We start from the raw sequence: 21,691 nt of genomic DNA, 5'->3' as shown, positions 1-21,691 counted from the left end.
ACTATGAATGCCATTGCCCTCGGTCCACTGCTGATGTCGACGCCACGGCTCTACGCGTTTGCCTGTGCGCTCCTGCTGCTGTTGAGCAGCCGCTACCTGCTGGGACTGCCGGCCAAGCCCCATGGCCGCTGGTTCAACGGCTTGCTGATCGTTTGGCTCATCGGCGCGCGGATGACGTTCGTTGTCCTCCATTGGGACAGCTATAGCGCCACCCCGCTGGACGCGCTGAAAGTATGGCAGCCGGGCTATCACGCCCTTGGCGGGCTGCTTGCTGGCTTGCTGTGGACCGCCTGGGCACTTCGCGCGCGGCTGCTGGCGATGATCGGCGGTCTCGCCATGACGGTCGGCGCCGCCAGTCTCTGGCTGGTGCTGGTGACACTGGCCCCACTCAGCCAGCCGTTTGCCGTGGCATCGCTGCCCGATGTGGCTCTGGAAGATCTCGACGGTAACACGGTCCACCTTCCGTCGCTGGCCAATCAAGGCGACCGAATCATCGTCAATTTATGGGCCACTTGGTGCCCGCCCTGCCTGCGCGAGATGCCGCTATTGGAAGAGGCGGATCAGCACGATGGCATCACCGTTGTCGTTGCCAACCAGGGGGAGGACTTGCTGCCCATCGCCCGCTATTTGGATGAGCAGTCGCTCCACTTTCGCTACCCACTACGCGACCCACAGCAAACCCTGATGGCACAGTTCCAGGCGCCGGGACTACCGACGACCGTGCTCTTCGACACCGACGGCAAAACCCTCGACGTGCACGTGGGTGAACTGACCCGCACCCAGTTAGAGCGCTGGTTGAGCGATTGACCACGATAGACCTTAATCCCCCCGCTGCTTTGCGTTAGAATCCCCCGCCCTGTTAGCCGCCGGTGACCTGCCCCGGCGGCGTACGACCCGATTTTGACGACTTCCTCGAGGCATCATGAGCGATTTTTCTCCCGGCCAGCGCTGGATTAGCGACGGCGAGGCCGAGCTTGGACTCGGCACCGTGCTTAACTGCGACGCCCGTAGCGTTACCATCTTGTTCAGTGCCAGCCAGGAAACCCGCACCTACAACACCCGCCAAGCGCCGCTCACCCGTGTGATGTTCGGCAGCGGCGACCGCGTCCTCTCTGCCGATGGTTGGCAGATGATCGTCGATGACAGCAAAGAGAGCCATGGCCTGATCACCTACATCGGCGAAGACAGCGACGGCAACCTGCGCGAGCTGCCCGAGGCCAAGCTGGCCGACACCATGCAGTTCGATCAAGCCCGCGACCGCCTGCTTACCGGTCAAGTCGACCGCAACGACTGGTTCGATCTGCGCTTTCGTACGCTGCACCACTTTCAGCGCATCGAGCAGCACAGCGCGCTGGGCTTCGCCGGGCCGCGTATCGATCTGATTCCCCATCAGCTCTACATCGCTGACGAAGTCGCCGGGCGCCATGCGCCGCGGGTTCTGCTGGCCGATGAGGTAGGCCTGGGTAAAACCATCGAGGCAGGTCTGATTCTGCATCGTCTGCTGCTGGCAGGCCGGGTAGAGCGCGCGCTGATTCTGGTTCCCGACAGCCTGACCCACCAGTGGCTGGTGGAGCTGCTGCGCCGCTTCTCGCTGAACGTCACCCTACTGGATGAGCACCAGAGCCAAGCCCACGGCAGCGCCAACCCGTTCGAGAGCGCCCAGCTCGTGCTGGCCAGCCAAGGCTGGCTGTTCGCCAACATTCATCGCCAGGACCAAGCCCTGGCCAGCCGCTTCGATCTGCTGATCGTCGATGAAGCGCATCACCTGGATTGGAGCCCGGAGAAGAGCGGCCCCGGCTACCAGTGCGTGGAGCAGCTCGCCGCCGAGATTCCCGGCCTGCTGCTGCTCACCGCCACGCCGGAGCAGATGGGGCTGGAGAGCCACTTCGCCCGCCTGCGCCTGCTAGATGCCGAGCGCTACCACGATATCGAGCGCTTCAAAGAGGAGGAGCAGCACTACGTGGCGGTGGCCGAGGCCATCGATGCTCTCGAGGAACTGCCCCAGACCGCGAGCGCCCGTGAACGCGTCGCCGCCGTAGCCGACGACCGGGATAGCCAAGCGCTTCTCGCCACGCTGTGCCACCCAGAGGCAAGCCCTGAGCAGCAGGACGCCGCCCGCGCCCAGCTGCGTGACGCGTTGCTCGACCGCCATGGCACCGGCCGCGTGATGTTCCGCAACAGCCGCCGCCATGTGGGCGGCTTCCCTGAGCGCCGCCTGCACCTGGCCGAGCTGGAGCTGCCGTCGGCTTACCGCCGCGTGTTGCGCCGCCTGGAGCGCGACGACGACTACCTGGACGAGCTGCTGATCGAAACCGGCATGGACCATCCGGACGTGCTGATCTACCCGGATGCCATGTACCGGGAGCTCAGCAACGACCCGTTGAATACCGAGTCCTGGTGGCATATCGACCCACGCGTCAACTGGCTGCTCGAAAAGCTCAGCGACGACAGCGAGACGGGCTTTGCCAACGACAAAGTACTGGTCATTGCCCACCACCGTGAAACGGCGGAAGGGCTCGCCGAGGGCTTACGGGTATTAGGCGGTTACCACGCGCCGGTCTTCCACGAAGGGCTGTCGCTCGTCGAGCGCGACCGAGCCGCCGCCGCGTTTGCCGATGAAGAGGATGGCTGCCAGGTCTTGGTGTGTTCTGAGATTGGCTCCGAAGGGCGTAACTTCCAATTCTGCCGCCACCTGGTGATGTTCGACATGCCGCAACATCCCGACCAGCTTGAACAGCGCATCGGCCGTCTGGATCGGATCGGCCAGCGCCACGCCATCGAGCTGCACGTGCCCAACTTCACCGGCAGCCCCGGCGAGCGTCTGATGCGCTGGTACCACGAGGGCATGGACGCCTTTAGCGCGCCTCACGGCATTGGCAGCGACCTGTTCGACGCCTTTGGCGATGCCTTGGCCGATGCGCTGCTCGACGATGAGATGCTCGACGAGATCATCGAAGAGACTCGAGAGATGTTCACCGCCAAGCTCGCCGAACGGGACGCGGGCCGCAACCGCCTGCTGGAACTCAACGCCTGCCGCCCCGGTCGAGCGCAGCAGGTGATTGATGCCGTGCGCGAGCTGGACGAGGATCCGGCGCTGCCTCGCTACGTGGAGCGCGCGCTGGATATCTTCGGGGTCGACAGCCAGGAGATCGGCAACGGTCTGCTGCACCTTCAGCCCAGTCAGCACATGCTGGATGGCCTGCCCGGGTTGGTCAAAGGCGAAGAGGGCTTCTCTGCCACTTACAGTCGCGCCCAAGCACTGGCGCGGGATGACGTACAGCGACTCTCCTGGGAGCATCCGCTGGTGCGCGAAATGATGGGCCGGGTCCTCGATGGCACCATGGGCAACACCGCGCTGGCGCTGCTACGCCACCCGGCGATTCCCAGCGGGCGTTTGATGGCCGAACTGGTGTTTCGCACCCACTGCCCGGCCCCCAAATCGCTGCACCTGAACCGCTTCTTGCCGCCCACCGCCGTACGCGTACTGCTGGATGAATCGGGCGCTAACCTGACCAGCAAGATCTCCTTCACCGGGTTGGGCAAAAATCTGCAGAAGGTGAATAAATCGCTGGCGCGGGATTTGATCAAGAGCCGCCACGATCAGCTTCGTGAACTGCTCACCCAAGGGGAAGGCGAAGCCGAGCGTGAACTGCCGAGTATCGTGGAAGCCGCAGAAACTCGCATGCGCGCCCAGCTGGACGCCGAGCTGGCCCGCCTGACGGCGCTGGCGGAGCACAATCCGGCGGTGCGCAGCGAAGAGCTGGAAGCGCTGACACAGGAGCGCCAGGCACTGAGCAGCGCCATCGAAAACACCCGCCTGCGGCTCGACTCGGTGCGGGTGATCATCACTGTCGATCCCAACGCGAACTAACGCTCGCCACTGGCGGCTAGAGGATGGCCGCCAGCGCTTTCGAAAGCGTTGGGTACTGGAACTCGAAGCCCGCTTCGCGTAGCCGCTCGGGGCGCATGTCTGCCCCGGTCAACAGCAGCTGCGACATCTCCCCAAAGCCCGCTTTCAGCACGAACGCGGGCACCGGAAACATGGCCGGACGATGCAACTGCTTGGCCAGCGTCTGAGTGAATTCCGCGTTGGTCACCGGATGCGGAGCACTGCCGTTGAATGCTCCAGAGAGTGCCGGCTGGTTGATCAAGTAGATGATCGCCGCCACCAAGTCGTCCCGATGAATCCAGGGCATGAACTGGGTGCCATCGCCAAACCGCCCGCCTACACCTAACTTGAACGGTGGTAGCATTTTTTGCAGCGTGCCACCGCCCGCCTCGAGCACTAACCCAATGCGTAGAATGGCTAGCCGGATGCCCATGGCCTCCACGGGCTTGGCCGCCGCTTCCCACTGAGCGCACAGCCGATGGGCGAACTCGTCATGGGGAGGTGTGGACTCATCCACCACCTTGTCCCCCTGATCGCCGTAATAGCCCATCGCCGAACCGCTCACCATCACGCTCGGCAGCGGCTGGCCGTTGGCCGCGAGCTGCTCACACAGGGCGATGAGCTGCTGAGTACTCTCGACCCGTGAACGGATCAGCTGCTCTTTCTGCTCGGCGCTCCAGCGCTTTGCCGCGATGGATTCTCCAGCCAAGTTCACCAGCGCGTCCGGCGGCGTATCCACGAAGGCTTGCGCGCTGTCGCGGATGTCGCACGCCTTGGGCAGCCTGCTGCGCACCTTTTGGGGCGTTCGAGACACCACCTGAACCTCATGCCCCTGGGCGATGAGCTGTTGACAGAGCCGCTGGCCTACGAAGCCGCTGCCCCCGGTGATCAATACCCGCATGGTGTCACTCCTTTGCCGTTAAACGTGGTGTGCACGAGAATCCGCCGACGGCGGTGGCGACACGATCCGCTCGACCGCTCGTACACATTGCAACCTGTTTAATTGTACGATATTTATACATAACTGCTACAATCAATTTAGACAAGCACTGCTGATACCGTGAGGATGTATGGCTGAACCGGCGAACGAGACCTTCTCTTCTGCGGCCGCGCAACGCGTGGCGATTATTGGTGCCGGGCTATCCGGGTTAGCCTGCGCTCATCGACTGGCACAGCAAGGTGTTCATGTTCAACTCTTCGACAAAGCGCGGGGTCCCGGTGGGCGCATGTCCAGCAAGCAGCGCCCCTCTGCCACGCTCGATTTAGGCGCTCAAGCCTTTACCGTTCGCGATGCACGCTTTGCGAGCAAAGTTGCCGAGTGGCAAGCCGCTGGCTGTGTCGCTATGTGGCCAGTACACAGCTATCAGGCTAGTGCATCCGGCTGGCAAACACACGATGACGGCCAGGTGCGCTACTGTGGAGCACCGCGCATGAGCGCGATTACCCGCCACCTCGCCGATGGGCTTAACGCTTTTCCCCATGCGGCGCTCGTATTGGAAACGACCATTACAGCACTAGAGAGCACGCCCCAGGGGTGGCAGCTCAGGGATGCCAACGGTAAGCAGTATGGCCACTTCGATCATGTGGTGATCAGCGCCCCACCCCCTCAAGCAAAAGCGCTGCTGGCCGACTGGGAACCGATGCTATCCGGCGCCTGCGATGCACGACCACAGCGGGGCTGCTGGGCGGCATGGGCGATCGTCGATGCTCCTCTACCGCCCCCGCCGGGCGTCGATGCCGATTGGCAGAGTCTGCATGTCCAGCATCCAGTGCTGCGCTTGGTGTCTCGTAATCACACCAAGCCGGGGAGAGAGCACCAGCCGGAAAGTTTGAGCCTGCTGGCCCAGCTCGACTGGAGCGACGCGCATATCGAGGAGACGCCGGAAGCAGCGGCGCAGCAGTTATGGGAGGCCTTCATCACGACGCTGCCCCCCGACACCGCGCTTCCCCCCCTCGTGGAGCTAGGCGCCCACCGATGGCGCTATGCCCAACCCGCCTCGGCGGGAAGCCAGTCGTTCTTATACAGCAAGTGCGGTTTAGCGCTGTGCGGCGACAGCTTTCGCGGCAGCCGAGTCGAGGATGCCTGGCTCTCTGGCGATGAGCTGGGAGAGGCGTTATTAGGCCGGTCGGTCTAATGCCAGCCAAGGCAGTGATGCACTTACCTGGACACAGCAAAGGTTGTACCCAGTGGCTACAAGTTGTACAAAGGTGCCTATAATAGCGTGATCCTATCTAACCGATTAGGTGCTCTTCGACGACGCGCTATACGACTACGTGACCTGGCGCCGAGCTGGCGCAACAACGCGGTCATCGCAATTATTGACAGACCCCTGCAGCGCTCGCTGCAGGCAACCAAGAGGCAATGGCGCCCATGAGCAACAAGGCGACCCACCCACCCGATACCCCGCTCTATCCGATTCGGGAAGTTTCCCGCTTAACGGGTGTGAACTCGGTCACCCTGCGCGCCTGGGAGCGACGCTACGGATTGATTCGCCCGCAGCGCACGCCCAAGGGCCACCGACTCTACGCCCAGGACGACATCAGCCGTATCGAGCGTATTTTGCAGTGGCTCAACCGCGGCGTGCCGGTCAGCCAAGTGGCCGACCTGCTCGATCAGCCCGAAACGGTCGAGACCCCCGCTCCCAACGCCGGTGACTGGGCCAGCCAGCGCCAACAGCTGCAGGCGGTGATCGAAGCCGTCGACCTGCCCAAGCTGGAAGCGCTGTATCATCAGAGCTTGGCGCTTTACCCGCTGAGCGTGGCGATCAACGAACTTTGGCAGCCCGTCATCCTGACCCTGGAAGCCAAATGGGCCGCGCAGCCAGATGACCTGGTACGTCGTACGTTCGAAGCTTTTTTACGTAGCCAAGTCGGCATTCGTTTGCACTACGCGAACCAAGCGACCCGTGGCCCACTGATTCTGCTCAGCGCCATGCCCGACGATCCAGGCCCGCTGTGGGTGCTGATGTGTGCGCTCATGGCCAGCGAACAGGGTTACCGCGTGCAGCTCTTCGACCACTCGCTGTCCCTCGACGATTTGCCGCAAGCGGTGTCTCGCCTGCACTCGTCGATGGTATTGCTCTCCAGCGGCCAGCGAGAGAGCGATCAATATATTCGGGTCGATTTACCCAAAGCGGCCGACGCCCTGGGCGTGCCTATCGGCGTTTGCGGCGAAGTCGCGCGGCTACGCGAGAACGACCTCCGAGACGGTGCCGTTCACATGCTGGGTGACGACCTTCCCCAAGCGATTGCCCGCCTGCGCCCGCTGCTGCGGGAATCCGGCATTCTGTGAGCGTAGGCCAACCGGCCCACTTAAGGAGTTTGCATGAGCTTGCAGCTTGTTTGGTTCCGCAGCGATCTTCGTATTCATGACAATTCCGCACTGGCCGCTGCGGCCGCCAAAGGGCCGGTCGTGGCGGTTTTTTTGCGCAGCATTGAGCAGTGGCGCGACCACGGTCACGGCGCCAACAAACTCGATTTTTGGGCGCGCGGCGTTAGCGCGCTGAAGGCGTCGCTCAATGGCTTGAACATCCCGCTGCTGCACCGCGATATCGAGCGCTACGACGACGCTTCTCAAGCGTTGCTGGAGATTGCCCGGGACTACGGCGTCAAACAGCTTCACTTCAACTACGAGTATCCGCTGAACGAACAGCGCCGCGATCAGGCGGTGCTGGACGCCTTTCAGCAGGCAGAGATAGGCGCTCATGGGCACCACGACGCCGTTGCCTTTGCCCCAGGCAGCTTGCTGACCGGCAAAGGCGATTACTACGGGGTGTTTACGCCCTTTTCGAAAGCGTGGCACAAACAGGTAACGGCAGAGCAGCTTGCCCTGCGTGACACGCCTAAGGCGCAGTCGCCCCTCGACATCCCAAGCGACGCGCTTCCGTCACTGCCTGCGCTCGACGACGCGCCGCTGGATGGCCGCCAGTGGCCCGCAGGTGAGAATGCCGCCAGCGACAACTTGGAGCGCTTTCTGCGTTTTCGCGGGCGGCACTACAAAGAGCAGCGCGATTTCCCCAAGGTACGGGGCACCAGCGAGCTGTCACCCTATTTGGCACTGGGGATGATCTCTCACCGCCAGTGCCTGCAAGCGGTCATGAGCGAAAACGGTGGGCACCTGGCCGACGGCGATGCTGGCTTGACGGCCTGGGTGAACGAGCTGGTCTGGCGGGAGTTTTATCAGCACGTCGCGGTCGGCTTTCCCCAAGTATGTCGCTATCAACCGTTTCAAGAGCACACCCAGCAGCTCCAATGGCGCGATGACGACGATGGGTTTGCCGCTTGGTGCGAGGGTCGCACCGGCTACCCTATCGTGGATGCCGCCATGCGCCAGCTCGTGTCGACCGGCTGGATGCATAATCGTCTGCGCATGATTACGGCGATGTTTCTGAGCAAGCACCTGCTGATCGACTGGCGACGTGGCGAAGCCTTTTTCATGCGCCACTTGGTCGATGGCGAGTTTTGCGCCAATAACGGTGGCTGGCAGTGGGCCGCCTCGACAGGGACCGATGCGGCGCCGTACTTCCGCATTTTCAACCCGACGACCCAATCGACCCGCTTCGACCCCAATGGCGACTTCATCGCCCAGTGGCTGCCCGAGCTCGCATCGCTGCCAGCCAAAGCGCGCCATGCGCCGCCTCACGACATGCTCAACCCCATCGACTACCCGGCGCCCATCGTCGACCATAAAGCGGCGCGCCAACGGGCGCTCGACGCTTTCAAAGCGCTCTCCAAGTAACGCGCCTGACGCCTCTCCCCATAGCGGCACTGCGCCGCTATGCTCCTTAACGACGCACCTTTCCTCTTCCATGCCGTCTTACCGCTTGTAAGGAGTGTGTGATGACCAACGACACAGCTTTGGCCAACTTTTGCGCCTTCTTCAATAAACTAGACAACACCTGTACAGAAAAACTATACGAGGTATATACTGAGGAGGTTGTTTTCAACGATCCGCTACATCACATTGAAGGTCGCGAGGCGCTGGAGCGCTACTTCGCCACCATGTACGAGAACGTTGAGCGCTGCCATTTCACTTTTCACACGCAGCAACAGCAGGGAAACCAAGCCTTCGTAACGTGGACCATGGAGTTCGTTCACCCCCGCTTGGCCCGCGGCAAGCCGGTAAGCGTGGAGGGCTGCAGCGCGCTCACGTTTGCTGACGACGGAAAAGTGGCGCGTCACCGCGACTATTTCGACGCCGGAGCCATGCTCTACGAGCACCTTCCCGTCATGGGGCGTGTCATACGCTGGTTAAAGCAGCGCCTTGGTTGAATCGTGTGACCTCGTTGATCTGCACGCAAGCTGCGTGCTAACAGGCCGCTACAGGAGAGCAGGATGAGCACATGGAAAACGCCCCAACGCATCTGGTTAACCGGCGCGACGTCCGGCATTGGTGAAGCGCTGGCCAAGCAGCTGATCGAGCAAGGCCATCGCGTCGTCTTGAGCGCTCGCAATGAAGAGGCGCTGCACAAACTGTGCGATGGCCATGACAACGCCTACCCGTTGCCGCTGGATGTCAGCGACCATCAAGCCGTCCTCGCTGCGGGTGAGCAGATTCGCGAGTGGCTCGGCGCGTTGGACGTTGCGTTGTTCAATGCGGGCACCTGCGAATACCTTGATGCACGCCACTTCGATATGGCACTCGTCGAGCGGGTCTTCACTCCGAACCTATTTGGCACGCTGTACGGCGTCGACGCCGCTCTACCGCTGCTGCGTGCCGCTCGTAAGGAAGGCAAGCCCGCCCGCTTGGCCGCCACCTCGAGCGCGTCGGCCTACCTGCCGCTGCCCCGCGCGGAGGCGTATGGCGCGTCGAAAGCAGCGGTCAGCTACTTCTTGGAGTCTCTGCGACTCGACCTGCACCAGGAGGGCATCGACGTGAGCTTGATTCATCCTGGCTTCGTCAAAACGCCACTCACCGACCGCAACGATTTTCCCATGCCCATGCAGGTTACCGCCGACGAAGCTGCGAAGTCGATCATTGCCGGGCTGGCCAAAGGCCGCCTGGATGTTCATTTTCCACGGCGGTTTACCTATATCGTCAAATGTTTGGGAATTTTACCCCCCGCTCTGCGGCGGTGGATCGGCCTGCGCATGACGCGGCAAACCAAGGAGTCTCCATGAGCGTCACAGCGTCACAGCGCATCGCGGTTATTGGCAGCGGCATCAGCGGGATGGCTGCCGGGTGGTACCTCTCCTCACAGCACGAGGTGACCCTGTTCGAAGCCGATAGTCGACTAGGGGGCCATACGGCCACCATGGACGTTGAGGTCAACGGCGTCCCTTACGCCATCGATACCGGCTTCATCGTCTTCAATGACTGGACCTACCCCCACTTCCAACGCCTATTGGCTACCCTTGGCGTGCCCAGCCAAGCCACCGAGATGAGTTTCTCGGTGCATGAAACGGACGTCGATTTCGAGTACAACGGCCACACGTTGGCATCGCTTTTCGCCCAGCGCCGCAACCTGCTCAACCCTTCGTTCTATCGTCTGCTGCGCGACATCTTGCGCTTCAACAAGCAGGCCACCGCCGATCTGGAAAGCAAACGACTGCCCGCAGACATGACGTTGGGCGCGTACCTGGACCAACACGGCTACGGCGAAGCGTTTCAGCGTCGTTACTTGCTGCCCATGGGGGCCGCTATTTGGTCGGCGAGCATTGGTGACCTGCGCGCTTTCCCACTGACGTTTTTCGTACGCTTTTTCCGCAACCACGGGCTGCTGTCGGTGAACCACCGTCCCCAGTGGTACACCCTCGTGGGCGGCTCCAAACGCTATATTCCCAGCTTGACCGCGCCCTATGCGTCGCGCATCCGCCTCAATACCCCGGTGACCCACATTACCCGAAGCGACACGGGCGTCGTGGTGACCACGGCCCAGGGCAGCGAACGTTTCGACCAGGTCGTATTGGCGTGCCACGCCGACCAAGCCCTGGCCATGTTAGGGGATGCCTCGGCTGCCGAGCGCGAGATCCTAAGCGCAATGCCCTACCAGAACAACGAGGTGGTGCTGCACACCGACACCTCCCTGCTGCCCCGCCGCCAACGCGCGTGGGCAAGCTGGAATTATCGGTTGGATGGTCGCGGTGCCGATGAGCGGGTATCGGTGACCTACAACATGAATATCCTGCAGCGCTTAGAGGCAGACACGACGTTTTGCGTCACGCTGAACGACTCCGACAGCATCGACCCGGCCAAGGTGCTGGGCCGCTATGTCTATGCACACCCACAGTTCACGCTGGCGGGCCAGGCCGCCCAAATGCGCCACGAAGAGATCTCATCGGTGGCGCGGCGCACCCACTTCTGCGGTGCTTACTGGCGCAACGGCTTTCATGAAGACGGCGTCTGGAGCGCGCTGCGCGTGGCACAGGCGCTGGGCTGTGACGAAGCCGCCGAGCCGCCCACCACGCCGACGGCGCTGCCCGCCCATGAGTTGATGCCCAACAGCGTTGGGGAGGGGTTGGGATGATTGCTGCGCCGCGCTCGCGCATCTATCGCGGTACGCTCCGCCACCGCCGCTTTACGCCCAAGACGCACACGTTTAGCTATCAGGTGTGGATGGCGTGGCTCGATCTCGACGAGCTCCCCACGCTCTTCGACGGCGTGCCGGGGTTTAGCGCACGACGCCCGGCGTTGGCACGTTTTCGCCGCGAGGATTATCTGGCCCCCACGGATCGCCCGCTGCGCACTGCCGTGCGGGAGGAGTTGACGCGCCAGCTTGGCAGCGCCCCTAACGGGCGCATTTGCATGCTGACCCAGCTGCGTACGCTCGGCACGATGTTCAATCCTATCACCGTTTACTATGCCTACGACGAACATGGCCGCTTGGCAGCGGTGCTCGGCGAGGTCACCAACATGCCCTGGCGCGAGCGCACCTGTTACGCCTGCCATGTCGAGACCGACCGCCACGCGCATCAGGCAAGCTTTGCCAAAGCCATGCACGTCTCCCCCTTCAATCCCATGGAGATGACCTATCGCTGGAAATTCAATGCGCCCGGCGATCAGCTCTATCTACATATGGAAAACTGGCAGCACGAGCAGCGCCATTTCGACGCCACGCTCACGCTCGACGCAGCCCCCGCTACGCGCGGCGTGCTGCTGGCCACCCTCGCCAAGCACCCTTGGATGAGTCTGAAAACGGTCGCGGGAATCCATTTTGAAGCGCTTCGCCTGTGGCTCAAGCGCGTCCCCGTTTATAACCACCCTAAGCGCAAGGAGACTTCAAAGTGACCACCCTGCGTACCACACCTCCCAGTAGTCAGCCCGCCCGCCAAGATCGCTTTACCCGCTGGTTAAAGCCTCGTTTGCTGGCCCAGTTGGACGCGTTTCGCGGCGGACGTATCACGCTGATCGAAGGCAACCAGTGCCATCACCTGGGCCAAGAAGGCCCGCTGCAGGTCACCGTGGTGATTCGCCACTCTCGCGCCTGGAAGCGGCTCGCCTTTGGCGGCACCGTGGGCGCTGCGGAATCCTACATGGATGGCGACTGGGATGCCGATGACCTGGTGGCCTTGGTGCGCCTGTTTGCGGCCAACCTAGAGCACGTCAATGGCAAGATGGAGAACGGCAGCGCCCGTTTCACCCGCTGGTTGCTGGGCCTGGCTTACCGCTTCCAGCGCAACAGCCTGTCCGGCTCCAAGCGCAATATCGCCGCCCATTACGACATTGGTAATGACCTCTTTGCAACGTTCCTGGATAAACGCCACTGGATGTACTCCAGCGCCGTCTTCCCCTACCCGGAAGCCAGTTTGGAAGAGGCCTCGACCTACAAACTCGACATCATGCTCGAGAAGTTGGATGTTCGTCCCGAGCATCATTTGCTAGAGATCGGCACGGGCTGGGGCGGGCTGGCCATTCATGCAGCCAAGACACGCGGCTGCCGGGTGACCACCACGACGATTTCCGAGGAGCAGCATGCACATACGGCCCAGCGCATCAAAGAAGAGGGCCTGGAAGACAAGATTACGCTGCTAAAGCAGGATTATCGTGAACTCACCGGGCGCTTTGACCGCTTGATCTCGGTGGAAATGATCGAGGCCGTGGGGCACCAGTACCTCAACACGTATCTTGAAAAGGTCGATAGCCTGCTAACCGACGATGGTCAGGCGATGCTGCAAGCGATCACCATTCGCGACCAGCGCTTCGAAGAAGCCAAGCGTGACATGGACTTCATCAAACGCTACATCTTCCCCGGCGGCTTTTTGCCCTCCCACCACGCCATGCTGTCTGGCGTGATGCGCAAAACGTCCCTCAACGTGGTGGCGCTCGATGAGATCGGCCAGCACTACGCACGAACGCTGCGGGAGTGGCGGCACCGTTTCGAGGCGAGCCTCGATCAAGTCCGCAGCCAAGGCTACGACGAGCGCTTTATCCGCATGTGGCGCTACTACCTGTGCTACTGCGAGGGGGGCTTCATCGAGCGCTCCATTGGCACCTGCCACCTACTGCTGGCAAAGCCTGCTGCAAAACCGGTACCGCTAACGGGAGCCCTGTAAATGGCATCGCCCTCCCCACGGCCCGTGCGCGCGTTGCTGTTCAACGCGCTGCGCTTCGAGGCAGGCTGGACGCTGTGCGTGCTGGGTGGCTCATGGGTCGCTGCGGCCACGGGGGTGGCGCTGCTGGGCTGGCACTTTTGGCACTGGGCCAGACCCGGCGAATGGCGCTTCATCGGCTTGTTTGCCCTACTAGGGCTGGTGCTGGACGGCGGGCTGCACTTGGCGGGCGGTTTCGATTTTGGTGACCAGGCGCTCGTCGCGGGCCTGCTGCCCCTATGGCTGTGGATGCTGTGGCCGCTGTTCGCCACGCTGGTGTTTCACTCGCTGGCCTGGCTGTGGCGCTATCCGCTCGTCGCCGCTGCCTGCGGTGCCATCAGCGGCCCGCTCTCTTACCTGGGTGGGGCAGCGTTGGCCAACGTGAGTTTGGCGCCGTGGCTACTGCCCGTGCAGGCAGTCATCTGGGCAGCGCTCTGTCTGGGTATTTGCCGTTACGCTGGGCGAGTCATCACGACGCGTTAGTGGGCACCTTCTGCCAGTGCGACGGGCGACCAGCGCTGCTCTAGCTCGGCAGCGGGTAACGGCTTGGCAAAGTAGAATCCCTGCACCAGCGTACAGCCCGCGTTGACCAGGAACTGGCACTGGGCTTGCGTTTCGACGCCCTCCGCGACGACTTCCAACCCCATCCCCTCGGCCATGGCCAAGACCGCCGTTACGATCGCCGCATCCGCCTGGTCGTTGGGAAGCTCGCGAATGAAGGCACGGTCCAGTTTGATCTTATCCACCGGCAGCCGCTTCAAGTAACCTAAGGATGAGTAGCCGGTGCCGAAATCGTCGATGGCAATGGCGTAACCAAGCTCTCGGAGCGCCTGCAGGCGCGGCCCCATATCACCGGCCCGCTCATCCAGCAGCACCGATTCGGTCAGCTCCAGACCAATTTGTGACGGTTTGAGCTGATAGCGCTCCAGGCAGGTCGCCAGCTGGGTTTCCAGATCGCCCTGAAAGAGCTGTAGCGCGGAGATATTGATCCACACGGCCACCTTGGGCATACCGCTGTTTTGCCAGTGCGCCTGTTGAGCGCATGCTTTCTCGATCACCCAACTGCCCAGCTCGGCCATCAGGCCATGGCGCTCCGCCAGTGGAATGAACTCGCCCGGTGAAACCATACCGTCTTGAGGGTGACGCCAGCGCAGCAGTGCCTCCATGCCCATCAGCTCACCGCTGCCAGGATGGTGCTGGGTCTGGTAGTGAAGCTCTAGCTGGTCACCGGAGATCAGTGCGGCGCGCAGGTCACTGACCAGCGCAAGCTGGGGGTTATCCTGCTTATCCAACGCTGGGCGAAAGCGCTGGCTATGGTTGCGACCCAATCGTTTGGCACTGTACAGCGCGGACTCCAGCCGCTGGAACAGCACGCCGGAATCTCGGCCATCCTCGGGGGCGCGACAGCTACCGATGGTCAATCCTAAACGCAGCGACTGATCGTTGATCTCGAACGGACTGCACATGTGGTCACGCAGGGTCATGATCCACTGATCATGATCATCGAAGGTGGTGGTGCGAATCACCAAGAACTCATCGCCCCCCAGGCGGCCGACGACGCTGCCCGCCATATAGCTGGTAAGCCGCTGAGCAAAGCGCGCCAACAGACGGTCGCCCTGCTCGACGCCCAAGCTGTCGTTGACCGATTTCAGACCATCGATGTCGATCAGCGCCATGTCCAGACTCTCGCCGGCACGCAAGTGACGAAGCCGTGAGGACATCAAATCGTGCAGGCGGCGTCGGTTAGGCAGGCCGGTCAGGGGGTCTTCGTAGCCGATGCGGCGCAAGTCGCGCTCGCGGGCTTTTTGCGCGGAAATATCGGTGAACAGGCTGATGAAGTGGGTGATCTTGCCGCGTTTGTCGGTCACCGCGCGAACCTTGAGCCACTCTGGGTACTCGTCGCCATGTTTACGACGGTTCCACATCTCCCCTTCCCACCGCCCGGTGGCTTTCAGGGTGCTCCAGAAACTTTGGTAGAAGGCTTTGTCGTGACGCTGTGCGGCCAGGGTTTCGAGCTTGCGGCCGACCATCTCCTGGCTCTCGTAGCCGGTAATGTCGGTAAAGGCGGGATTGACGGCCAACACACGGTTCTGCACATCGCTGATGACCATGGCATCCCCTGCCAGCCCCATGGCGTCTTGGGCAAGCTTCAAACGCAAGCGCTGTTGACGCACCTGGTGCCAAGCGTCCCACAACCCCAACGCCACCAGGCTGGCGGCCACCATGCGCAGCGCAGTATCGGGAATCCATACACATGCAGGCAGCGCCATGAGCGCCACCCAAACCAGCGGACGATTAAGAGAAACAGGCAGCCACATGGCGGTTCTTGTTGTCCTATCAGCAGTCACTACAAAACATCACGTGGACGACATCATGCCGCCTAACCAAAAACTTGGATAGAGCATATTACGTCAATAGGCCGTTTATTGTGCGAATTCGCCTCGACGATTGTCACAATAACGTCATTTGCTTTATCGGCAAGCCCTTAAAAAGGGTTAGAAAGTCACGATAAAGCGCCTGCGACGTGCATTCGGAGGTTTCGGGAAGTAGACTAGGCGCAACAACCATCTTCATACTCGGAACGATTCAGTGACCAAGCAACATTCCTTTGATCGCGAAGAACTGCTGGCCTGCTCGCGCGGCGAGCTTTTTGGCCCAGGCAATGCCCAGCTGCCAGCGCCTAACATGCTGATGCTTGATCGCATCACGCACATTCATGAAGAGGGCGGTGAGCATGGTAAGGGCGAGCTGATCGCCGAGCTGGATATCACCCCGGATCTGTGGTTTTTCGACTGTCACTTTCCCGGTGACCCGGTGATGCCCGGCTGCTTGGGTCTCGACGCGATGTGGCAGCTGGTCGGTTTCTACCTGGGCTGGCTCGGCCATCCTGGCCGTGGCCGTGCACTAGGCTGCGGCGAAGTGAAATTCAGCGGCCAAATTTTGCCCGACGCTCAAAAAGTGACGTACCGCATCAACATGAAACGCGTCATTACCCGTCGGCTTATCCTAGGCATCGCCGACGGCACCGTGTCCGTCGACGGGCGCGATATCTACCAGGCTAATGACCTGCGCGTTGGCCTATTCACCTCCACTGCGAATTTCTAACAGGAGGCTCCCATGCGACGAGTGGTAGTCACCGGCCTTGGCATCGTGTCGTGCTTAGGCAACGACCAGCAACAGGTCTTAGACGCGCTCAAAAGCGGGCGCAGCGGTATTCGTTTCAAGGAAGAGTACGCCGAGCGCGGCTTCCGTAGCCATGTGGCAGGCAGCGTCGATATCGACCTAGACGCGTTGATCGACCGCAAACTGCGCCGCTTCATGGGCGATGCAGCGGCCTACGCCTACGTCTCGATGGCTCAGGCCATCGAAGACGCGGGCTTGACCGACGCGCAAGTGTCGAACGAGCGCACCGGCCTGATTGCCGGCTCGGGCGGCGCGTCCAGCGCCAACCAGGTCGAAGCCGCCGATGCAATGCGTGAGAAAGGCCTGCGCCGCGTTGGCCCTTACCGTGTGACCCGCACCATGGGCAGCACGGTGTCGGCCTGCTTGGCCACGCCGTTCAAAATCAAAGGCGTGAATTACTCCATCTCCTCTGCCTGTGCGACTTCCGCTCACTGCATCGGTAGCGCCATGGAGCAGATTCAGCTCGGCAAGCAGGACGTGGTCTTTGCTGGTGGTGGCGAAGAGGAGCACTGGACGCTGTCGTGCTTGTTCGACGCCATGGGCGCGCTCTCCACGCACTACAACGACACCCCGGATAAAGCCTCTCGCCCCTACGATCAGGCCCGCGACGGCTTCGTCATCGCGGGCGGTGGCGGCATGCTGGTGCTTGAAGAGCTCGAGCACGCGAAAGCGCGCGGCGCGAAGATCTACGGCGAGCTGGTAGGCTATGGTGCGACCTCCGACGGTCATGACATGGTTGCCCCTTCTGGAGAGGGTGCCATGCGCTGCATGCATCAGGCCATGGCCACGGTGCAGGGCGACATCGACTACATCAACACCCACGGCACGTCGACGCCGGTAGGCGACGTCGCCGAGCTGAAAGCGATCCGCAGCGTGTTCGGCAACTCCACGCCCGCCATGAGCTCGACCAAGTCGCTGACCGGCCACTCGCTGGGCGCTACCGGTGTCCAGGAAGCGATCTACTCGCTGCTGATGATGCAGCATAACTTCGTCGCCGCGTCTGCCAACGTCGAGACACTCGACGAGCAGGCCGACGGTTTCGATATCGTGACCCAGCGTCGCGACGACGTTACCCTCGAGCGCGTGCTTTCCAACAGCTTCGGCTTTGGCGGCACCAACGCCTGCCTGGTGTTCCAGCGTTACGACGGCTGAGGCACATCAGCAGCCATCAAAAACGGCGCCTTCGGGCGCCGTTTTTTGTGCTGCGTTCTCTGCCCCGCGCTGCTTAGCGCGCCGTGGGCCTGGGGACCTCGGAAATCTCCTGTAGCTGACCCTCGATCCAGGCTTCGACATCCGCCAACACCTCGTCCGGTGTGCGCCCTTCGGTCGCAATGGGGGCGCCAATGCGTACGCGGAGCACCCCTGGGCGCTTGACCCAGTGCCGCCCCGGCCAACGCTCACCGGCATTGTGAGCCACGGGAAGCACCGGCACACCGGCACGGCAGGCAACGACGCTACCGCTTTTGTTGTAGCGCTTGCGCACGCCAGGATCTACCCGTGTTCCCTCCGGAAAAATCAGGACGGACAACCCCGTCCCCAGGCGCTCAACGCCCTGGGTCAGCACCTGCTTCATGGCCCGGGCAGGCTTGGAGCGATCCAAACTGATTGGGCGTAGCAAACGCAGGCCCCACCCAAAGACCGGGATGCGCAGCAGCTCGCGTTTGAGCACGGTGCACACCGGCGGCTTCATCACTTGTAGAAAGACCGTCTCCCACTCGCACTGGTGATTGGCTTGAATCACGCAGGGGCCTGTCGGGATATTCTCCCGCCCTTGAATCTCGTAGCGCACGCCGCAGGCAATGCGAAACCACACCATCAGGAAGTAGTTATAAAGATTCAACAGCCGGTAGCGCGCCGCCAGTGGTAGAAACGGTGCGATGGGTAGAAAAAGCACGCCAATGAGCAGCATGGCAGTGAAATAACCTACATAAAACAGCAGGCTGCGTACCACATTGATCAAACTGACTCTCCTGTCCCAACGTCATCGGGCTGCTGGTCGCGCGTGAGGCACCAGGCATCCAGCATCCGTCCTACTTCCAACCGCCATGGCTTTTGATGAACGCCAAACACGTCCAGCACGCGGCGACAGTTCAACACGCGGCGCAGTTTGGCATCGTGATGGTGATTCAGTGCTTGAACGTCGCCGAGCGCGACCGTCTCCCCTCGCCCTTCCAAGTGCGTGGCCAGTTGGGTGCGCACCATCGACGTGAACGTGAACGCACTGACCGGCTCGGTACCTGCCAAATGGTAGGCCCCCCAAGCGTCGGCCCCGCAGGCCTGCTGCTGCAGCATGCCAATGAGCGCCATGGCGACCGCATCGGCGGACGTGGGGCAGAAGACGACATCTTCGGCGGCACGCACCGCTTGCCCGGTCACCAGACTGTCGATGATTTCATTCAGCCAAGCGTGGCTGCCTTCTAGCGCAAACAGCGGCCCCAAACGTACGATCAGGTGGCGATGGTACTCGGCGCGAATGCGGTCGCCGGTCTGTACGAGGCGGCGTAAACACTCGTCGCGCGGAGCAGGCACGACGTGCTCATCGATGGGGATATCGAATCCCTCCTCGTAGAGCTGATCGGACACGCACCATACCAGCGCCACCCCTTGGGTTTGACACGCATCCACGCAGCGATCCACGGCGTCCGCATGGGCTTTCACCTCGGCAGGGGTCATGCTCAGCGGATGCGCCAGCGGTGGAATGATCACCGCATCGGGCGCGATGGCCTGTAGCTGGCTCGGCGTGACGTCGAGGCCCTGTTCAATCACGAGCTCGGTATCGGTGCGCCGGCTCGCTTCCCGGGCGAGTGCTAAACTCAAGCAGTGCCCGGCATCCAGTATCAGCAGCTTCAAGACAGACCCTCTCCCTCAACCCAAGAACATAGCGGCTCGCGCGTCACCCCATGACGACGCAGCAAGACGCGAATCAGAACGGAATCTCGTCATCGAAATCGTCGAAATTGCCCGGATCGGGCGCGCCGTAGCTGCTGTTCTGCTGGTTGGGTGCAGGCTGCTGAGGCTGCGGGGCAGGGGCGTTACGCTGGGGAGCACCCTGCGACGGATAGCCACCCTGCTGAGGCGGTTGCTGGCCATAGTGTTGCTGCGGCGGCGCCTGCTGAGCGGGAGCCTGCTGGGCGTAGCCACCTTGCGGCGCACCGCCGCCCTGGTAATCGCCGCTGCGGCCATCGAGCATCTGCATGTCGTTGGCGACGATTTCTGTGCTGTAGCGGTCCTGACCATTTTGATCCTGCCACTTGCGCGTTTGCAGGCGGCCTTCGATGTAGACCTTCGAACCTTTTTTCAGGTACTGCTGGGCAATCTCGGCCGTCTTATTGAACAGCACCACACGGTGCCACTCGGTGCGCTCCTGGCGCTGGCCGCTCTGACGATCCATCCAAGTGTCGGAGGTGGCCAAGTTCAGGTTCGCCACGGCAGTGCCGGAGGGCGTGAAACGAACTTCCGGGTCTTGGCCCAGGTTGCCAATCAAGATTACTTTGTTAATACCGCGCGCCATAAGGTCGCTCCTCGTCATCATTCATCGTATACATTAACGGTTCACTGACTGCCCGTCACAGCATAGCCAGCGGTAAGTCGTTAGGTTCGTGGCGGTGACATCAATCTCGCCAGCGCCGCTTGGTCCAGCGCGTCCCGATTGACTTTCAAATAGACCAACCGCTCTTCGGGCACGACCATCACATCTTCCACACCGACCACGTCGGCGAGATGCTCCATCAACAGGTTCATCGCATCGGGCTGCGTCTCGTGCAGCGCCATCACTTCACTCGAGAGCGGCGGCGGCGAGGGCATGCGCCACATGGCCGCCCACCACCCCAGCGCCAGCACGGCGCAGCCGATAAAGACAGCGTTGAGCCCCCACACGTTGGCTAACAAGCCGCCCAGCGTGCCGCCCAAAAATGCGCCTAAAAACTGGCTGGTGGAGTACACCCCCATCGCCGTTCCTTTGGCGCCGGCGGGAGCCAGCTTACTGAGCATGGAAGGCAGCGTCGCCTCCAGCAAATTAAATCCGGTAAAAAACACGAACAGCCACACGAACAGCCAGTGCCCTTGGGAGAGCGGCATCCCCAGGCTCGCCAGGCTCAAGGCAATGGCCCCAATGGCCAGCAGGCACATCAGCTTCATCCGCTGACGCTTCTCCGCGACGATGACCAGCGGCACCATGGCGACGAACGACAGTGCCATGATGCCGAGATAGGCAAGCCCATGGTACTCCACCGCTACGCCAGCGTTGAGCAGGCGAAACGGAATGGCGACGAAAATGGCCATCAGCACCAGGTGCAGGGCAAAAATCGATAGATCCAGCCGCCACAGGTCTGGCCGGGTGATCACACTCTTGAACTGCTGACGGTCCAGCCCTACGTCGCGATGACGCAACCGACGCGGCGCGGGCGGTACCCAGCGCCACAGCACGACCAGCCCCACGAGCGTCAGCAGCGCGGTAAACCAAAACACCCCGGAGAGCCCGGCCCAGGCGGCCAGCCAGGGGCCAAGCACCATGGCAATGGCGAACGAGACGCCAATCGAGAGACCGATAGTGGCCATGGCGGCGGTGCGAACCTGCTCGCGGGTTTGATCGGCGAGCAGCGCCATGATGGCGGCGGCCACGGCGCCGCCGCCCTGCAGCGCGCGCCCGGCGATCACGCCGACAATCGTATCCGCCATCGCGGCGACCACGCTGCCGACGGCAAAGATCAAAAGCCCCATGGCAATCACGCGTTTGCGCCCGATACGATCAGAGAGCAGGCCAAACGGAATCTGCAGCGACGCTTGGGTCAGGCCATAGATGCCTAACGCTACCCCAACGAGCAGCGGCGTCGCGCCTGCCAGCGTATCGGCATAGAGCGCGAGCACCGGCAGAACCATGAAGAGTCCCAGCATACGAGACGCATAAAGGCCAGCCAAGCCGCTGATTGCACGGCGTTCAGCGGCCAGCAGCAGTGCGGAAACCTTGCGCATAGTGCCCTTGTGTATGGTGGATGGGCCAGAACGGCCTGAGGTAACCCCCCATTCTAGCGCTTTGTCATCACGCTGGAAACGCCAAGCACAGCGGCGACAGCCGAGACAGTTTTGCCGGGA

Annotated in this window: 19 protein-coding genes; 13 read left to right on the top strand and 6 right to left on the bottom strand. The window is 62.0% G+C overall.

Annotated features, from left to right (window positions below):
• Window positions 1–3 precede the first annotated feature (3 nt).
• Together QIT27_RS13790 and rapA are read left to right on the top strand one after the other, a co-directional pair.
• Window positions 4–807 (top strand): TlpA family protein disulfide reductase, encoded by an 804-nt coding sequence (locus tag QIT27_RS13790; protein ID WP_285264164.1) that lies wholly within the window; start codon window positions 4–6, stop codon window positions 805–807.
• A gap of 115 nt (window positions 808–922) precedes the next feature.
• The gene (gene rapA / locus QIT27_RS13785; RefSeq protein ID WP_285264163.1) at window positions 923–3,871 is read left to right on the top strand and encodes an RNA polymerase-associated protein RapA; all 2,949 of its coding nucleotides are present in this window, start codon (window positions 923–925) and stop codon (window positions 3,869–3,871) included.
• A 16-nt stretch (window positions 3,872–3,887) separates the two neighbouring features.
• Here the strand turns inward: rapA and QIT27_RS13780 are convergent, their stop codons facing one another.
• Window positions 3,888–4,790, bottom strand: a complete 903-nt coding sequence (locus tag QIT27_RS13780) for a TIGR01777 family oxidoreductase (protein ID WP_285264162.1) — start codon at window positions 4,788–4,790, stop codon at window positions 3,888–3,890.
• Window positions 4,791–4,959: 169 nt separating this feature from the next.
• Between QIT27_RS13780 and QIT27_RS13775 the strand changes: the two genes are divergently transcribed.
• The 9 genes from QIT27_RS13775 (at window position 4,960) to QIT27_RS13735 (ending at window position 13,900) form a co-directional block, all read left to right on the top strand.
• Entirely contained in the window at window positions 4,960–6,024 is a 1,065-nt protein-coding gene (locus QIT27_RS13775) for an NAD(P)/FAD-dependent oxidoreductase (protein WP_285264161.1), read from the top strand.
• A 236-nt stretch (window positions 6,025–6,260) separates the two neighbouring features.
• Entirely contained in the window at window positions 6,261–7,181 is a 921-nt protein-coding gene (locus QIT27_RS13770; protein ID WP_174788514.1) for a MerR family transcriptional regulator, read from the top strand.
• A 33-nt stretch (window positions 7,182–7,214) separates the two neighbouring features.
• Window positions 7,215–8,627, top strand: coding sequence for a deoxyribodipyrimidine photo-lyase (phrB, locus tag QIT27_RS13765; protein WP_285264160.1), 1,413 nt, complete (start codon window positions 7,215–7,217; stop codon window positions 8,625–8,627).
• A gap of 101 nt (window positions 8,628–8,728) precedes the next feature.
• Entirely contained in the window at window positions 8,729–9,160 is a 432-nt protein-coding gene (locus QIT27_RS13760) for a nuclear transport factor 2 family protein (RefSeq protein ID WP_253019291.1), read from the top strand.
• A 63-nt stretch (window positions 9,161–9,223) separates the two neighbouring features.
• Complete coding sequence (locus tag QIT27_RS13755; protein ID WP_285264159.1) at window positions 9,224–10,009, top strand: SDR family NAD(P)-dependent oxidoreductase; 786 nt, start codon at window positions 9,224–9,226, stop codon at window positions 10,007–10,009.
• Entirely contained in the window at window positions 10,006–11,355 is a 1,350-nt protein-coding gene (locus tag QIT27_RS13750; RefSeq protein ID WP_285264158.1) for an NAD(P)/FAD-dependent oxidoreductase, read from the top strand. The genes QIT27_RS13755 and QIT27_RS13750 overlap by 4 nt, the downstream gene beginning before the upstream one ends.
• Window positions 11,352–12,116: a DUF1365 domain-containing protein gene (locus QIT27_RS13745; protein WP_253019283.1), complete on the top strand. Its 765-nt coding sequence runs from the start codon at window positions 11,352–11,354 to the stop codon at window positions 12,114–12,116. The genes QIT27_RS13750 and QIT27_RS13745 overlap by 4 nt, the downstream gene beginning before the upstream one ends.
• Window positions 12,113–13,381, top strand: a complete 1,269-nt coding sequence (locus QIT27_RS13740) for an SAM-dependent methyltransferase (RefSeq protein WP_159340636.1) — start codon at window positions 12,113–12,115, stop codon at window positions 13,379–13,381. The genes QIT27_RS13745 and QIT27_RS13740 overlap by 4 nt, the downstream gene beginning before the upstream one ends.
• A complete protein-coding gene (locus QIT27_RS13735) occupies window positions 13,382–13,900 on the top strand; it encodes a DUF2878 family protein (protein WP_159340635.1) in 519 nt (172 codons plus the stop codon). It abuts the gene before it with no gap.
• Here QIT27_RS13735 and QIT27_RS13730 read toward each other — a convergent pair.
• Complete coding sequence (locus QIT27_RS13730) at window positions 13,897–15,735, bottom strand: putative bifunctional diguanylate cyclase/phosphodiesterase (protein ID WP_285264157.1); 1,839 nt, start codon at window positions 15,733–15,735, stop codon at window positions 13,897–13,899. The genes QIT27_RS13735 and QIT27_RS13730 overlap by 4 nt on opposite strands.
• 271 nt (window positions 15,736–16,006) lie before the next feature.
• Between QIT27_RS13730 and fabA the strand changes: the two genes are divergently transcribed.
• Both fabA and fabB read left to right on the top strand, forming a co-directional pair.
• On the top strand, window positions 16,007–16,522 hold the full coding sequence (gene fabA / locus QIT27_RS13725; RefSeq protein ID WP_139527837.1) for a 3-hydroxyacyl-[acyl-carrier-protein] dehydratase FabA: 516 nt from the start codon (window positions 16,007–16,009) through the stop codon (window positions 16,520–16,522).
• Window positions 16,523–16,534: 12 nt separating this feature from the next.
• Entirely contained in the window at window positions 16,535–17,752 is a 1,218-nt protein-coding gene (gene fabB, locus QIT27_RS13720) for a beta-ketoacyl-ACP synthase I (RefSeq protein WP_159340633.1), read from the top strand.
• A gap of 73 nt (window positions 17,753–17,825) precedes the next feature.
• Here the strand turns inward: fabB and QIT27_RS13715 are convergent, their stop codons facing one another.
• From QIT27_RS13715 to QIT27_RS13700, 4 genes are all read right to left on the bottom strand, one after another.
• Window positions 17,826–18,560 carry a lysophospholipid acyltransferase family protein gene (locus QIT27_RS13715; protein WP_159340632.1) on the bottom strand — a complete coding sequence of 245 codons (735 nt, stop codon included), beginning with the start codon at window positions 18,558–18,560 and terminating at the stop codon, window positions 17,826–17,828.
• Entirely contained in the window at window positions 18,557–19,450 is an 894-nt protein-coding gene (locus tag QIT27_RS13710; protein WP_159340631.1) for a sugar nucleotide-binding protein, read from the bottom strand. The genes QIT27_RS13715 and QIT27_RS13710 overlap by 4 nt, the downstream gene beginning before the upstream one ends.
• Before the next feature lie 73 nt (window positions 19,451–19,523).
• Window positions 19,524–20,111, bottom strand: a complete 588-nt coding sequence (ssb, locus tag QIT27_RS13705; protein WP_159340630.1) for a single-stranded DNA-binding protein — start codon at window positions 20,109–20,111, stop codon at window positions 19,524–19,526.
• 80 nt (window positions 20,112–20,191) lie between these two features.
• Window positions 20,192–21,571 carry an MFS transporter gene (locus QIT27_RS13700; RefSeq protein WP_285264156.1) on the bottom strand — a complete coding sequence of 460 codons (1,380 nt, stop codon included), beginning with the start codon at window positions 21,569–21,571 and terminating at the stop codon, window positions 20,192–20,194.
• Between the last annotated feature and the right edge of the window lie 120 nt (window positions 21,572–21,691).

It is taken from the genome of Halomonas sp. LC1, assembly GCF_030247125.1.
GTDB lineage: Bacteria > Pseudomonadota > Gammaproteobacteria > Pseudomonadales > Halomonadaceae > Vreelandella.
This window is presented reverse-complemented; position numbering and strand designations above follow the sequence as displayed.